Here is a 14,640-nt window from a genome sequence, read left to right as displayed (position 1 = left end):
AGACTCAATAGTCGAAAATCTCACGGAGACGCCAGCCGCCCTCGCCCTTGACCACAAGGACCGAGGCCGGCTGGCTTTCTTCGTGCCCCGGCGACGGGATCAAGGCAACGACGGCCAGGTCGCCGTTTCGTTCCGCCAGCGTCGGCAGGAACCCCACGTAGTCGGCCAGGGGGCCGCCCGTTCTCCCCTTCTGACGTTCTCGGGCGTCGTAGCTGTCGAGGGTCAGCAGGGCCGAACCGGTCTGATCCACCTCGACCAGGCAGACCAGGGACGCGGCCGCGAGACAGGACGCCCGGCGGGCGAGCAGCGCTACGACCGCCGAAACCGGGTCATCGCCCGCTATTGCCGCCTGGTCGGGGGCCGCCGCACCGTCCGCCACGGACGGAGTGGCAGGCGCATCGGTCGGGGCGGCCGAGCCGGCGGCATCCGCTGGTGGGTTGGCGGGTGCGTTGGCCGGCGCCAGCGCACTTGGAGAGCCGCTGGCGCGATCGCCCGAGCCTGCACCGTTGTCTTCGCCAGTCTCGCCCGCCTGCCCCAAGACGGGAAACAGGGTGAGAGCGAGCACGAGCAGGCTCGCACCGCCGAAGGCCGACACCAGGAGTGGTCGCCGGTGACCGTGCAGCCGTTTTCGCAGCAGGTGACCGGCGTCTCTGAGCGGATGCGAGTCGACCACGGTCGCGAGGGTGCGACCCAACCGGGCTTGCCGTTGTCCTGTGCGCCTGCGGGCGGCCCAGCGGTCGGTGAGTCGGCGCAGGGCGACCCTGGCCTGGCCGAAGGGTGCGCGGGGCGGCACGTCATCGAATTCGTGGTCGCCGCCGAGGTCGCGGTCAAGGTCGAGGTCATGATCAAATTCGGTGTCGAAGCTGGTGTTGAATCTGTCGTCGATTTGAATGTCGAACCCGTCATCGTTGTCGGGATGTGTCGGGTGCGCCGGATCAGTACCGACGTGATTGCGGAATCTACTGAGAATCTTGTTCTGAGCGTGGTGGAAATTGTCGTGAATGCCGTCGCCGTGATCGCTGGTCGAGAGAGCGGGCTCGATGCCACGAGGTGCCGAGGAGAACGCGGGACCGGGCGTGCTCGGTGCGTTCACCTCCCCGGGGGCAGCGGCGTGAAAACCTCGCAACGGTGCGGCGTCGGCCCAATCGAAAAGGTTGCGCTCCAGGGTGCCGAGGATGGCCCCGAGGGGCGCGCCCGCAGTTCTCGCCCCGGACCCTCCACCGATCAGGTTCGTGGCCGCCTGGAATCGCCGCGCTATCGCCGCCCCGCTGCGGAACTGCGGGTGGGCCGGGTCGAGCGTGTCGACGAGGGACTGCATCACGATGCCGAGGCGCGCGTAGTCGGCTCGGAGCAGCCGCATCCGTTCACGGGGCAGGTCATTGAACTGCGTGACAGCTCCAAAACCGGTCAGCACGGCTCGACCGCTTGCGTCGAGCAGGATGCTGGCCAGGCTGAGGCCGCCGTGCGCGAACCCAGCCGTGTGCAGGGAGGTCAACGCCACGGTGACCGGTGCCAGCAACGTCACGACCTCCCCGGGTGACAGCCGCGGGTTGTCGACGAGGTACCGCGCCAAGGATCCCCCGGGGAGTCGTTCGAGGACCAGGCAGATTCGACCGTCACCGAGCTGCGCGACATCGAGCAACTGCACGAGCCCAGGCGCGGCCGGTGACGTGAGCACGGCAATATCGAGCTCGATACTGGAGGCCGCGATGTCGGCCCGAAAGACTTTCAGAGCCACGGCGCTCGCGCCCGGAGAATGGCCCAGGTACACCGTGGCTCGAGTCCCCGTACCGAGCAAACGGAGCACCCGGTGTCCGGCGACGACACCATCGGTTTGTATCGTTGCCGCAGCGGTGAGCTGAGCTTCCCCGCCGGGCGGGGCGGACTGGCCACGACGGGGACGAAGCGAGGCCTCATCCTCGACCGGGGCCAGCTGTTCAGGGCGTCGTTTCACACCTTCATGTTCGGGCGCGGCCCCCTCTGCCGCGCAGCGCATCCCGCATCCGTGCACAACCAGCGCTGCCCTCCGCGGTGGAGGAGTCGAGGCACCATGAGCGGCCGCCTGCCAACGCCGCAGCCCACCAGTCGAACTCTGCCCCTAGACTAAGCAGATGCTCGACTTTGTCGTCGCGGGGCTAAGCGCCAACTCCGTGCCGTATGTTGAGGGCCTTGAGCTCCAACGCGCAGTCCACCGTTCCGTCGTCGCCGGAGAGCGGCCGGACACCGTCCTCCTGATGGAGCATCCCGCCGTCTATACGGCCGGTAAACGCACCCTGCCCGAGGAACGCCCGATCGATGACACGCCGGTCATCGACGCCGACCGAGGCGGCAAAATCACCTGGCACGGCCCCGGCCAATTGGTTGGCTACCCCATTGTGCACCTGCAGGAACCGGTGGACGTCGTCGGCTACGTTCGATGCCTCGAGGGCATACTGATCGAGGTTCTGATCGAATTCGGCATCGGTGCGGTTCGGGTGCCCGGACGGTCTGGGGTGTGGGTCGGGAAAGCCGGTCACGAAGACAAGATCGCCGCCATCGGCATTCGGGTCGCCCAGGGCGTGACCATGCACGGCTTCGCGCTCAATTGCAGCAACTCGCTCGAACCTTACTCGCGAATCATCGCCTGCGGAATCCGCGACGCCGGGGTGACCACGATGACACGTGTACTCGGGCACTCCGTCGACCCCGCCGAGCTGATCGACCCCATCACCAACGCGTTCCGTCGCGCACCGGGGCTGCACCAGGCGGCCCTGTCCCCCGCCAGCCTTGAGACCGTCAGGACGAACGCATGAGCGCAGTACCCGAAGGTCGCAAACTCCTGCGCCTGGAAATTCGCAACGCAGAAACCCCGATCGAACGTAAGCCCGCCTGGATCAAGACGGTCGCCCGGATGGGGCCCGAATATCAGAAACTGCAAAGCCTGGTCAAGAGCGAGAACCTGCACACCGTGTGTCAGGAAGCCGGCTGCCCCAACATCTTTGAATGTTGGGAAGACCGCGAAGCGACGTTTTTGATCGGCGGCTCGCAGTGCACCCGGCGATGTGACTTCTGCCAGATCGACACCGGCAAACCGGCCGACTACGACACCGACGAACCGCGTCGGGTCGGCGAATCCGTGGTGACCATGAACCTGCGTTACGCCACGGTCACCGGTGTGGCCCGAGACGACCTGCCCGATGAGGGCGCCTGGTTGTATGCCGAAACGATTCGCCAGATTCACCAGCAGAGTCCCGGCACGGGCGTTGAGATCCTCGTGCCGGACTTTTCCGGTAACCCGGAACACCTCGCTCAGGTCTTCGACGCCAAACCGGAGGTCTTTGCGCACAACGTGGAGACCGTGCCGCGCATCTTCAAGCGCATCCGCCCCGCGTTCCGCTATGACCGGTCGCTCGACGTGCTCACTCAGGGCCGGAACGCCGGCCTGATCACCAAATCCAACCTGATCCTCGGCATGGGTGAGGAACGCGCGGAGATCAGCCAGGCGCTGCACGACCTCTACGAGGCCGGAACCGACATCATCACCATCACGCAGTATTTGCGTCCGAGTGCCCGGCACCTGCCGGTGGCCCGGTGGGTGCGCCCGGAAGAGTTCGTCGAGCTCAACGAGGAAGCCAAGGAGATTGGCTTTCTGGGTGTTCTCTCCGGCCCGCTCGTGCGCTCGTCCTACCGTGCCGGGCGTCTGTGGGCGCAATCCATGGTCGCAACCGGGCGGGCGATCCCGCCCGAACTGCGCCAACTCGCGGATGCCCAGCTCGGCTTTGCGCAGGCCGTTTCCTGATGCGAGAGTGATTCCTAATGAGAGAGCACAGACGAATTCGGTCACGCGGCATTCGAGTGACTGGGTAGTCTTATACCCATGGCACGCAGCAAGGAAAAGACCCCCAAAAAAGCAAAACAGCCCGGCCGCTTGAAGCAAATGTGGCAGGTTTTCCAGATGACGAGACGCTACGACTCGAACATCGTCTGGATTCTGGTTTTGGCCTTCCTCTTACCGGTTTTGATCAGCCTGGCACTGGCCCTGCTGATCCCGGGCAGCAACGTCTTCACGATGGTGCTCTGGATCGTCGCCGGCGTTCTCGCCGGTATTCTGGCGATGCTCATCATCCTCGGTCGACGTGCCGAAAAAGCCGCATATTCGCAGATCGAAGGCCAGCCCGGTGCAGTCGGTGCCGTGTTGCGCAGTTCACTCAAACGCGGCTGGGTCGGCAGTGAGATGCCGGTCGCCGTCAACGGCAAAACCCAGGATGCGGTCTATCGGGCGGTCGGTCGTGGCGGCGTCGTATTGATCAGTGAGGGCCCCAAGACGCGTACCGCCCGCATGCTCGACGAAGAGAAGCGCAAAATTGTGCGTATCGGCGGCAATGTCGGCGTGACTGTGATCTCGGTCGGACCCGACGAAGACGCCGTGCCGCTGCATAAGCTGGCCCGGCGCCTCACCCGGATCAAGCCCACCCTGACCAAGGCGGAGGTGCTGGCCGTGAACAACCGGCTCAACTCCATGGGCACTAAGCTTCCCATTCCCAAGGGCGTCGACCCGATGAAGGCGCGCCCCCAGCGCGGCTGACGCCACGAGCAAAACGACGAAAGGCCGGACACGATGTCCGGCCCTTCGTCATTCCGGCATCCGCTGTTCCGGCGGATCCCTACTGACGGATAAGAGCCGTTCCGGCGATTTTGTCGTGGAAGCCGCGCTGGTCGGAGTCCCACACGAGCGCGGGAAGCGCAATGCCCAGCAGCACGGATCGCACGACCGGACGCCACAGTCCAACCCACCCGCCGTGAATGGAAATGATCCGCAGCCCCACGAGACGATGACCGATACTGGCGCCGATCGTCGGTATGAAAATGATTTGCAGAATGACGAAAATGATCAGGTTGGCGGCCGGATCGTAGTCGAAGAAGATCGCGGAGGCGCCGATGGCGATCGCCCAGTCAATGGCGAAGCCGAGCAGGCGTCGCAGCGGACGACCAATGGAACCGGGCCCGATCTTGGGTAATCCGAGCCGCTCCCCCGGCCATTTACTGGGCGGAAGCTGACCAAAAGTGTTCGGGCGGGAGCTGGAGTCTGGCACCCGATGAGTCTACCGAGGAGCCGCCCCTGTAACATGGGCGAAACATAAGCGTCACGGACAAGTAACGCAGCGCTACTAATCTCAATGAAGCCGATGCGTCCGATTCGGCCGTTTCCACACCCTCGTCGTCTGGAGTTAAAACCGCATGTTCCGCGATTCGTCCGAAGTGCTCAAATTCATCAAAGACAATGACGTCAAGTTTCTTGACATCCGTTTCACCGATCTCCCCGGTGTGCAGCAGCACTTCAACATTCCGGCTTCCACCGTCGATGAAGAGTTCTTCACCGTTGGCCAAATGTTCGATGGCTCCTCGATCCGCGGTTTCGCGTCGATCCACGAATCCGACATGCAGCTCATCCCCGACGTGTCGACGGCGTACCTCGACCCGTTCCGCACCGAGAAGACACTTATCATGCTCTTCGACATCTACAACCCCCGCAACGGTGAGATCTACTCGAAGGACCCGCGCCAGGTAGCAAAGAAGGCCGAGAAGTACCTCGCCTCCACCGGCATCGGAGACACCGCATTCTTCGGCTCCGAAGCCGAGTTCTATATTTTCGACGACGTGCGCTACGAAGTGAACCAGCACACCAGCTACTACAAGGTCGACTCCAGCGAGGGTGCCTGGAACTCGGGCCGCAAGGAAGACGGCGGAAACCTCGCCAACAAGACGCCGTTCAAGGGTGGCTACTTTCCGGTCAGCCCGGTCGACCAGCACGTTGATATGCGCGATGACATCTGCCTCAAGCTGATCGAATCGGGCCTTATCCTCGAACGCAGCCACCACGAGGTCGGCACCGGCGGTCAGGGCGAGATCAACTACAAGTTCGACACCATGGTGCACGCCGCCGACGACCTGCTCAAGTTCAAGTACATCGTCAAGAACACGGCGCACGAATGGAACAAGACGGCGACCTTCATGCCCAAGCCGCTGTTCGGCGACAACGGCTCCGGCATGCACACCCACCAGTCACTGTGGTCCGACGGCAAGCCGCTGTTCTACGACGAGGCCGGCTATGGCGGACTGTCCGACCTGGCCCGCTGGTACATCGGAGGCCTCCTCAAGCACGCCCCGGCCGTACTCGCCTTCACCAACCCCACGGTCAACTCGTACCACCGTCTCGTTCCCGGCTTCGAAGCCCCGGTCAACCTGGTCTACTCGGCCGGTAACCGTTCCGCGTCGATCCGTATCCCGATCACGGGCACCAACCCGAAAGCCAAGCGCCTCGAATTCCGCGCTCCCGATGCGTCGGGTAACCCGTATCTCGCCTTCGCCGCGCAGCTCATGGCCGGCCTCGACGGTATCAAGAACCGCATCGAGCCGCACGAGCCCGTTGACAAGGACCTCTACGAACTGCCGCCCGAAGAAGCCAAGAACATCCCGCAGGTTCCGGCTTCCCTCGAGGAGGCCCTGCAGGCCCTCGAAGTCGATCACGACTTTCTGCTCGCCGGAAACGTGTTCACGCCGGAACTGATCGAGACTTGGATCGAGTACAAGCGCGAAAACGAGATCAAGCCGCTCGCCCAGCGTCCGCACCCGTTCGAGTTCGAACTGTACTACGGCGTCTAAGCTCCGGCACACGCAGCTGCACGAATCACGGCTGCAGCAACAGGGGCACAGGGACCGCATCTTCGGATGCGGTCCTTTTCTCTTCGCGGCAGCCGCGCCTGCCCGGTCAGCCGACGGTCGGGCCCGGACGCTCCACGGGGCCGTAGAAGAGGCGCTCGAACACGGCGCGAGAGCGTCTGGTCACGGCGAGGTAGTCGTCTTCGAGTTGGTTTCCCGAGCCGGGCGGGTATTCCATGACCCGCGCGATGCCTTCAAGGGCCGCACGGTCGGTCGGCAAGACGTTCGAGGTGTGGTTCGTCCACAGCGTGATGGCCGAGCGGGCGCGGGACGCGAAGATCCAGGCGCTGCGCAGCACCACGGCATCCACTGCCGGTATCAGGCCGGCGCTGACGGCTTCAGCCAACGCCGACAGCGTCGACGTTGTGCGTAGCGCCGGAATCGCGGCTGCGTGCTGCAGCTGCAGCAGCTGAACCAGCCACTCCACGTCGCTCAGCGAGCCGCGCCCGAGCTTGAGGTGCCGGTTCGGGTCGGCGGCCTGCGGCAGCCGCTCGTTCTCCACTCGGGCCTTGATGCGGCGTACCTCCCGCACGGCCTGCTCGCTGATGGCGGCCGGGTACCGCACCTCATCGGCGACGGCTTCGAAATCGCGCAACAGAGCGGCATCGCCGGCCACACCGCGTCCGCGGAGCAGCGCCTGGGCCTCCCAGGTGAGCGACCAGCGCCGGTAGTACGCCTGATAGGAGTCCAGCGACCGCACCGCCGGGCCGTTGCTGCCCTCCGGCCGCAGCCCGATGTCCAGATCGAGCGGCAACCGACCGTCTTCGGTGAGGCGGTTGAGTTCCCGTACGATGAAGCGGGCCCGTTCGTTGGCCGCTTCACCCTCGAGGGTGCCCGCACGGAATACGTACATGACGTCGGCGTCGGAGCCGAAACCGAGCTCGGCTCCCCCGAAGCGACCCATGCCAATCACGCCGAATTCGATTCCGTCGCCGGCGGTACCGGCAGGATCAGCCGCGCCGCCGACCGCATCGGTATCCTCCGAAACGGTCAGATCGCCCCCGCGGATGGCGGCGATCACGCCCTGAATGTAGGTTGCGTTGACGTCGGTCAGACCCTGGCCGAGCTGGTCGAGGTCGATCTGGCCGAGGAGCGCCGCGAAGGCCAGCCGAAGCATCTCCCGGCGCCGGGCCGCGCGCAAAATCGTCGCGGCGGCATCCGGGCTCTCATGCCGTCCCAGCACCGCCCTGGCTTCGTCCTGCAGGGCCTTGAGCGGTCGGGGCTGAAGATCCGCCTCGTCTTCGAGCCAGGCGACCGCTTCCGGGATCTTCTCCAGCAACTCGCCGATGTACCGGCTTCCCGACAACACCCGGGTCAGGCGCTCTGCGGCGCCGGAGGAGTCGCGCAGCATGCGCAGAAACCAGTAGGTCGAGCCGAGGTTGTCGCTCAGTCGTCGAAAGGCCAGAAATCCGTAGTCCGGGTCGGCGCCCTGAGAGAGCCACTGTAACAAGACGGGCAGCAGATGTCGTTGGATAGCTGCACGCCTGGATACCCCGCCGGAAAGAGCAGCGATGTGCGCGAGCGCCCCCTTGGTATTGAGAAAACCGATCGCCGCCAGGCGGGCCTCGGCCTGTGCGCTTGTCAGGTTCAGTCCTTCCGCCGGCAGCGACGCCACCGCAGACAGCAGCGGACGGTAGAACAGCCGTTCGTGCAGGCCACGCACCCGCTGTTTCGTTTCAGACCAGCGGATGGTCAGCCCGGCAGCGCTCGTAGCCAGGCCGGTCGATCGGGCCAGCACCCGCAGTTGGGTTTCGTCACGCGGCACCAGGTGGGTGCGGCGCAGTTTCTGTAGCTGCAGCCGATGTTCCATCAGGCGAAGCATGCGATAGTCCAGGGCGAATTCGGTGGCCTCGGCACGGCCGACATAACCGGCCGTCGCCAGCGCGGTCAGCGCGGGAAGCGTGCCGGCCTGGCGAACGTCGGCGTCGGTCTGGCCGTGCACCAGCTGGAGCAGTTGCACAGTGAATTCGATGTCGCGCAGCCCGCCGGGGCCGAGCTTGAGCTGCACGTCGACCTCTTCGTCGGGGATGTTGTCGGTGACCCGCTCCCGCATCCGCTGCACGGATTCGACGAAATTCTCCCGGCTGGCGCTGCTCCAGACCTTGGGGCTGACGGCGTCGATGTAACGAGCGCCGAGCTCCCGGTCACCGGCCAGCGTGCGGGCCTTGAGCAGCGCCTGGAATTCCCAACTCTTGGCCCAGCGATCGTAATAGGCCAGGTGCGATTCAATCGATCGGACGAGGGCGCCGCTCTTGCCCTCGGGGCGCAGGTTGGGGTCGACCTCCCACAGTTCCGGTTCAATCCCGGATTCGCCCAGGCCCCGCATGATCAGCACGGCGAGTCGGGTGGCGATTTCAACGGCACGGGAACTTTCCAGACCGGCCGTCTCGTCGCCGTCGGCGACGAAAATAACATCGACGTCGCTGACATAGTTGAGCTCGCTCGCGCCGGCCTTGCCCATGCCGATGACGGCCAGGCGGGTGGCGCGTACCTGGTCGATCAGAAAGACGCCGCGGCCGGCCGTTTCTCCGCTCGACATGGTTCGGGCAACGGCGAGGGCTGTTTCCAGCGCCGCAGTGGCGAGATCCGACAGGGTGCGGGCGACGCCGTCGAGCCCGGCAACCGGGTCGACCTGTTCAAGGTCGAAGGCGGCGAGCTGCGCCAACCGGCGGCGGTAGCGAACCCGGAGGGCAACCCAGGCCTCATCATCGATGAGGAGCGAGAAGCCGGCGACCGCACCGACGGCATCGAGAAGATCGTGCACCAGATCGTTGACGCTTGGAAGTACCACCAGCGGCGTCGTCAGCACCGGTAGCTCCTCGGGGTGGCGGAGGAAGAAGTCGGCGAGCCCGCTCGACGCCCCGAGCACTTTCAGGAGTCGCCCGGTCGCCGCGGGAGTGTGGAGGAGCGCGAACAGTTCAGCCGACCCTTGTCGCAACAGGGCGACCAGGGCGACGAGCGCTGCATCCGGGCTGGCCGTTGCCGTGAGCAGCGGCAACAGCGCACGGGTGTCGGTCGACCGGCCAGTCGCCGCCGAGCCGCTGTGCGGGCTGTTCGCACCGAGCTCGGCGACCTCGTCGAGGCGCGCGTGCACCTCGGCGAGATCAACGAATCCGACCCGAACGAGCTCGGTCAGGGTCAGTTGCAGACGCTCCATCGCGGGTGTTTCCTTCGATCATCGACACCTATGAGCAGTTTGAGCGAACTCCGAGGAACTAGAGCATCTCCAGGTTTTTTTGCAGTTCGAACGGGGTGACCTGCGACCGGTAATCGCGCCATTCCTGCCGCTTGTTCAGCAGGACATAGTTGAAGACCTGTTCGCCGAGGGTCTCGGCGACCAGTTCAGACTCCTCCATGAACTGGATGGCGTGGTCGAGGCTGGCCGGCAGCTGCGTGTAGCCGAGCGCACGGCGCTCGGTGTCGCTCAGGCTCCACACGTTGTCTTCGGCCTCCGGCGGTAGTTCATAGCCTTCTTCGATGCCTTTGAGCCCGGCAGCCAGCATGAGCGAGTACGCGAGGTAGGGGTTGGCCGCCGAATCAATGGCACGGTACTCCACGCGGGCGCTCTGGCCTTTGTTGGGCTTGTAGAGCGGCACCCGCACCAGCGCCGACCGGTTGTTGTGACCCCAGCAGACGAAGCTCGGGGCCTCGTCGCCGCCCCACAACCGCTTGTACGAGTTGACGAACTGGTTGGTCACTGCGGTGATTTCCGGGGCGTGCTTGAGCAGCCCGGCAATGAACTGGCGGCCGATCTTGGAGAGCTGGTACTTGGCGCCGGCCTCGTAGAAGGCGTTCGCGTCGCCCTCGAACAGTGACATGTGGGTGTGCATGCCGCTTCCCGGGTGTTCGGACATGGGCTTGGGCATGAACGTCGCGTAGACGCCCTGCTCGATCGCGACCTCCTTTACCACGGTTCGGAAGGTCATGATGTTGTCGGCGGTGGTCAGCGCGTCGGCGTAGCGCAGGTCGATCTCGTTTTGGCCGGGACCGGCCTCGTGGTGACTGAATTCCACGGAAATTCCGAGGTCCTCGAGCATGCGCACGGAGCGACGACGAAAGTCGTGGGCGGTTCCGCCGGGAACGTTGTCGAAGTAGCCGGCCGAATCGACCGGGATTGGTCCGTTCTTGCCGTACTTCGACGACTTCAGCAGGTAGAACTCGACCTCGGGGTGGGTGTAAAACGTGAAGCCGCGGTCGGCAGCCTTCGCGAGCGTGCGCTTGAGCACGTTGCGCGGGTCGGCCACGGCCGGCTGGCCGTCGGGCGTGGTGATGTCGCAGAACATACGAGCGGTCGGATCGACTTCACCTCGCCAGGGCAGGATCTGGAAGGTGGTGGGATCCGGGTGGGCCAGCACATCCGCTTCGAAGGAACGCGTCAGACCCTCGATGGCCGAGCCGTCAAAACCGAGGCCTTCGTTGAAGGCGCCTTCGACCTCGGCCGGTGCAATGGCAACGGATTTCAGGGTGCCGACGACATCGGTGAACCAGAGTCGAACGAACTTGATTCCCCGTTCCTCGATGGTCCGAAGAACGAAGTCGCGCTGCTTGTCCATTCACGCTCTTTCTGATTGCTGCAACCGGTACGGATTCAAATAGCCACGGTCCTGCATAGCTACCATCTAGGCTACTGGCTCCCGGCAGGATTGCTCGCCTGACTACACTTGTCGCATGCCAGAGTTGACAGCACGCGAGCCCGAGCCGACGGAATCTCCAGCGGTGCAGCATCCCTATGGCGCGGCTGCCGGGCCCAAGCGGGTGCGCACCCGCCACTTTCACAACGCCAAGTCGCAGGGCATCCCCATTACGGGACTGACCAGCTACGACATGCTCACCGCTCAAATCTTCGACGAGGCCGGGATCGACTTTCTTCTGGTGGGCGATTCGGCCGGCAACAACGTCTTCGGGTACGAGACCACCCTCCCGGTCACCGTCGACGAACTCATCCCACTCACCCGTGCCGTTGCGCGGGCAGTAACCCGCGCGCTCGTCATCGCCGACATGCCGTTCGGTTCGTACGAGAGCGGTGCCGACCAGGCCTTGGCGACAGCCGTGCGGTTCATGAAGGAGGCGCAGGCGCACGCGGTGAAGCTCGAGGGCGGTCGGCGCAGTCACAAGCAGATCCGGCGCATCGTCACGGCCGGTATCCCCGTGATGGGCCACGTGGGATTCACCCCTCAAAGCGAGCACGGCCTGGGCGGCCACATCATCCAGGGCCGGGGGGACGAAGCCGCAGAACTTCTGGCGGATGCTCTCGCCGTGCAGGACGCCGGGGCCTTCGCCGTGGTGCTGGAGATGGTGCCGGCGACCGTCGCAGCGCGCGTGACGGAAGAGCTGTCGATCCCCACCATCGGTGTCGGGGCCGGGCCTTCCGTTGACGGTCAGTTGCTCGTGTGGACCGACTTTGCGGGCATGACCAGCGGTCGGGTGCCCAAGTTCGTGCGGCAGTACGCCGATGTGCGGGCGGTACTGACGGATGCTGTGCAGCGCTTCACCGCGGACGTCGCCTCGGGTGCGTACCCGGCTCCCGAGCACCGCTACGAGTAGAACCCGCAGGGACCGCGCTTACTCAGCGGGCGTCGCGGGCGTCGTCTTCCGACCATTTCGCACTGTTGGCGCGCAGCTTCTCCAGGGCATGAGCCGCCTCGTCGCGTGTGGCGAACGGCCCGACCCGATCCAGTGATGCCGACTGCAAGCCGTGCTCCACTTCACCGGTGCGCATGTTGTACCAGAATGCGTGTTCCTTGTCCTCGGCCATAAGCTTGATCCTATGCCTAAGGATTCGATCGGTCACCTCATCCCGGGAACGGTGTCATCGACGCGTTCCGTTCCCTCCCACATCGTTCGTCCCGAGTACGTGGGCAAGAAGGGGCCGAGCCCGTTCACCGGCTCCGACGTTTATTCGGCCGAGAAGATCGAGCTCATTCGTGAATCCGGCCGCATCGCCGCTGAGGCTATTGCCGCCGTCGGCCGGGCCATTGTGCCCGGCGTCACGACTGAAGAGCTCGACCAGGTCGGTCACGACTTCTTGGTGGCCAATGATGCGTACCCCTCGACCCTGGGCTACCGCGGCTACCCGAAATCGCTGTGCAGTTCGGTGAATGAGGTCATCTGTCACGGGATCCCCGACACCACGGTGCTTGAGAACGGTGACATTGTCAATATCGACATCACTGCCTTCAAGAACGGTGTGCACGGCGACACCAATGTCACGTTCATCGTCGGTGACGCCAGCGAGGAGGTGACTCTGCTAGTCGAACGAACCAGGGAGGCTCTCGCCCGCGGTATCAAGGCCGTAGCTCCCGGGCGTCAGGTCAACGTGATCGGACGCACAATCGAGACGTACGCCAAGCGTTTCAACTACGGCGTCATCCGCGACTACACCGGCCACGGCGTCGGCGAGGCGTTCCACTCCGGACTCATCATTCCGCACTACGACGCACCCCAGTACGACACGGTCATGGAGGTCGGAATGGTCTTCACCATCGAGCCGATGCTGACCCTCGGCACCAGCGACTGGGATATCTGGGGCGACGACTGGACGGTGCTCACCCGCGATCGGAGCATCACCGCACAGTTCGAGCACACCCTCGTCGTGACCGAGCGTGGCGCCGAGATCCTGACCCTCGCCTGACCGACTCGTTCCTAGGGCTCGTCCTCGGCATTACAGAGAGAGAATAGGCACATGACTGCAACGACGGCAATCGGTATCGACATCGGCGGTACCGGAATCAAAGGGGCGGTGGTTGACCTTTCGACCGGTGCTCTCCTCTCCGACCGGGTCAAGCTGCCCACACCGAGGGGCGGTCGCCCGCAGGACATCATCGAGGCCACCCGCACCCTGCTCGCCACCGTTTCGAAAAACGTCGAGGGCCTGCCGGTCGGTGTCTGCTTTCCGGCCGTCGTGAAGAACGGGCACACCATGTCGGCCGCGAATGTGTCGACGAAGTGGATCGGACTGGCTGCCGAAGCGTTGTTCGAAAAGGGACTCGGGCTTCCGATCCACTTCGTGAACGACGCGGATGCTGCCGGGTACGCCGAATCACAGTTCGGTGCTGCGCGGGGCGTGGCCGGCGTCGTTCTGCTGACCACCCTCGGCACCGGTATCGGTTCGGCGCTGCTCAACGACGGTGTGCTCGTGCCCAACACAGAACTGGGCCACCTGCAAATCGACGGCTACGACTACGAGACACGCGCGGCCTACTCGGCGAAGGAACGTGAGGACCTCAGCTGGGATAAGTGGGCTGCCCGGCTGCAAAAGTATTATTCAACTTTGGAACTACTCTTCTCCCCCGACCTGTTCATCGTGGGCGGCGGGGTCTCCAAGCACCACGAAAACTTTCTGCCCCTGCTCAACCTGAAAACGCGCATCATTCCCGCTGTGCACCGCAATAACGCCGGAATTCTTGGCGCGGCTTCTCTGGCCGCTCGGTTCTCCGACTAGCCGGCGGCCGGGAGCGCCCCGGAAGGCCCGGCCTGACACAATGGCCGGTCGGGCACGAGGGGTGGAATGGGCCGGCTAGTACGCCGGGTTCTGTCCAAGTGTTTGCACACCGTCGACGGCCATCTATCTCGTGACTACGTTGCCGCAGCCCTCTAGCGGCCTACCCGAAAGCTCGGCGAGCAGCCTCAACGCTTTCTGTCTGACCTTGCTCCGGACGAGGTTTACCGAGCCGACCAGGTCACCCTGGCCTCTGGTGGTCTCTTACACCACCGTTTCACCCTTACCGCCAGGTCCAACCCGAGGGCAGGGCGCTGGTGGCGGTCTACTTTCTGTGGCACTGTCTCGCGGGTTACCCCGGGTGGGTGTTACCCACCATCCTGCTCTGTGGAGCCCGGACGTTCCTCGGCAATCGTGTGATCCGAAGACCATACGACTGACGCGACCGTCTTGCCGACCCATTCCGAAAATCAAGCCTACAGGGCGTGCGCCGCGGCGCTGAA

12 protein-coding genes and 1 other RNA gene are annotated in these 14,640 nt (G+C 64.5%); 7 read left to right on the top strand and 6 right to left on the bottom strand.

All coding sequences use genetic code 11. The features are described 5' to 3' along the window. Window positions 1-4 precede the first annotated feature (4 nt). Window positions 5-1,954, bottom strand: coding sequence for a protein kinase (locus tag E3O25_RS00905; protein ID WP_166805934.1), 1,950 nt, complete (start codon window positions 1,952-1,954; stop codon window positions 5-7). Window positions 1,955-2,111: 157 nt separating this feature from the next. Between E3O25_RS00905 and lipB the strand changes: the two genes are divergently transcribed. The 3 genes from lipB (at window position 2,112) to E3O25_RS00890 (ending at window position 4,564) form a co-directional block, all read left to right on the top strand. Beyond that, the gene (gene lipB / locus E3O25_RS00900; protein ID WP_092108018.1) at window positions 2,112-2,792 is read left to right on the top strand and encodes a lipoyl(octanoyl) transferase LipB; all 681 of its coding nucleotides are present in this window, start codon (window positions 2,112-2,114) and stop codon (window positions 2,790-2,792) included. After that, window positions 2,789-3,778: a lipoyl synthase gene (lipA, locus tag E3O25_RS00895; protein WP_134360235.1), complete on the top strand. Its 990-nt coding sequence runs from the start codon at window positions 2,789-2,791 to the stop codon at window positions 3,776-3,778. Before lipB ends, lipA begins: the two co-directional genes overlap by 4 nt. Before the next feature lie 78 nt (window positions 3,779-3,856). Continuing rightward, window positions 3,857-4,564 (top strand): DUF4191 domain-containing protein, encoded by a 708-nt coding sequence (locus E3O25_RS00890; protein ID WP_092108023.1) that lies wholly within the window; start codon window positions 3,857-3,859, stop codon window positions 4,562-4,564. Between the two features lie 79 nt (window positions 4,565-4,643). Here the strand turns inward: E3O25_RS00890 and E3O25_RS00885 are convergent, their stop codons facing one another. Continuing rightward, on the bottom strand, window positions 4,644-5,072 hold the full coding sequence (locus tag E3O25_RS00885; protein WP_092108025.1) for an RDD family protein: 429 nt from the start codon (window positions 5,070-5,072) through the stop codon (window positions 4,644-4,646). 145 nt (window positions 5,073-5,217) lie between these two features. On the opposite strand from E3O25_RS00885, the gene glnA reads away from it, so the two are divergent. Next, on the top strand, window positions 5,218-6,642 hold the full coding sequence (gene glnA / locus E3O25_RS00880) for a type I glutamate--ammonia ligase (protein WP_092108027.1): 1,425 nt from the start codon (window positions 5,218-5,220) through the stop codon (window positions 6,640-6,642). Between the two features lie 106 nt (window positions 6,643-6,748). On the opposite strand, the gene E3O25_RS00875 is transcribed toward glnA, so the two are convergent. Together E3O25_RS00875 and E3O25_RS00870 are read right to left on the bottom strand one after the other, a co-directional pair. Beyond that, window positions 6,749-9,856 carry a bifunctional [glutamine synthetase] adenylyltransferase/[glutamine synthetase]-adenylyl-L-tyrosine phosphorylase gene (locus E3O25_RS00875; RefSeq protein WP_092108029.1) on the bottom strand — a complete coding sequence of 1,036 codons (3,108 nt, stop codon included), beginning with the start codon at window positions 9,854-9,856 and terminating at the stop codon, window positions 6,749-6,751. Between the two features lie 58 nt (window positions 9,857-9,914). Next, the gene (locus E3O25_RS00870; RefSeq protein ID WP_092108031.1) at window positions 9,915-11,252 is read right to left on the bottom strand and encodes a glutamine synthetase family protein; all 1,338 of its coding nucleotides are present in this window, start codon (window positions 11,250-11,252) and stop codon (window positions 9,915-9,917) included. Between the two features lie 115 nt (window positions 11,253-11,367). Here E3O25_RS00870 and panB point away from each other — a divergent pair, with 115 nt between their 5' ends. Then, entirely contained in the window at window positions 11,368-12,243 is an 876-nt protein-coding gene (panB, locus tag E3O25_RS00865; RefSeq protein WP_134360234.1) for a 3-methyl-2-oxobutanoate hydroxymethyltransferase, read from the top strand. 22 nt (window positions 12,244-12,265) lie between these two features. On the opposite strand, the gene E3O25_RS00860 is transcribed toward panB, so the two are convergent. Next, window positions 12,266-12,454: an SPOR domain-containing protein gene (locus tag E3O25_RS00860; protein WP_092108035.1), complete on the bottom strand. Its 189-nt coding sequence runs from the start codon at window positions 12,452-12,454 to the stop codon at window positions 12,266-12,268. A 12-nt stretch (window positions 12,455-12,466) separates the two neighbouring features. On the opposite strand from E3O25_RS00860, the gene map reads away from it, so the two are divergent. Both map and ppgK read left to right on the top strand, forming a co-directional pair. Then, complete coding sequence (gene map, locus E3O25_RS00855) at window positions 12,467-13,330, top strand: type I methionyl aminopeptidase (protein ID WP_092108037.1); 864 nt, start codon at window positions 12,467-12,469, stop codon at window positions 13,328-13,330. A gap of 51 nt (window positions 13,331-13,381) precedes the next feature. Further along, window positions 13,382-14,140, top strand: coding sequence for a polyphosphate--glucose phosphotransferase (ppgK, locus tag E3O25_RS00850; protein ID WP_134360233.1), 759 nt, complete (start codon window positions 13,382-13,384; stop codon window positions 14,138-14,140). Window positions 14,141-14,203: 63 nt separating this feature from the next. On the opposite strand, the gene rnpB is transcribed toward ppgK, so the two are convergent. Beyond that, an RNA gene (gene rnpB / locus E3O25_RS00845) (RNase P RNA component class A) lies at window positions 14,204-14,598 on the bottom strand. Window positions 14,599-14,640: the final 42 nt, after the last annotated feature.

Source organism: Cryobacterium sp. TMT1-3 (assembly GCF_004402315.1).
Taxonomy (GTDB): Bacteria; Actinomycetota; Actinomycetes; order Actinomycetales; family Microbacteriaceae; genus Cryobacterium; species Cryobacterium luteum.
Note: the sequence above shows the minus strand (reverse complement) of the source record. Positions and strands in the feature narration are given on the sequence as shown.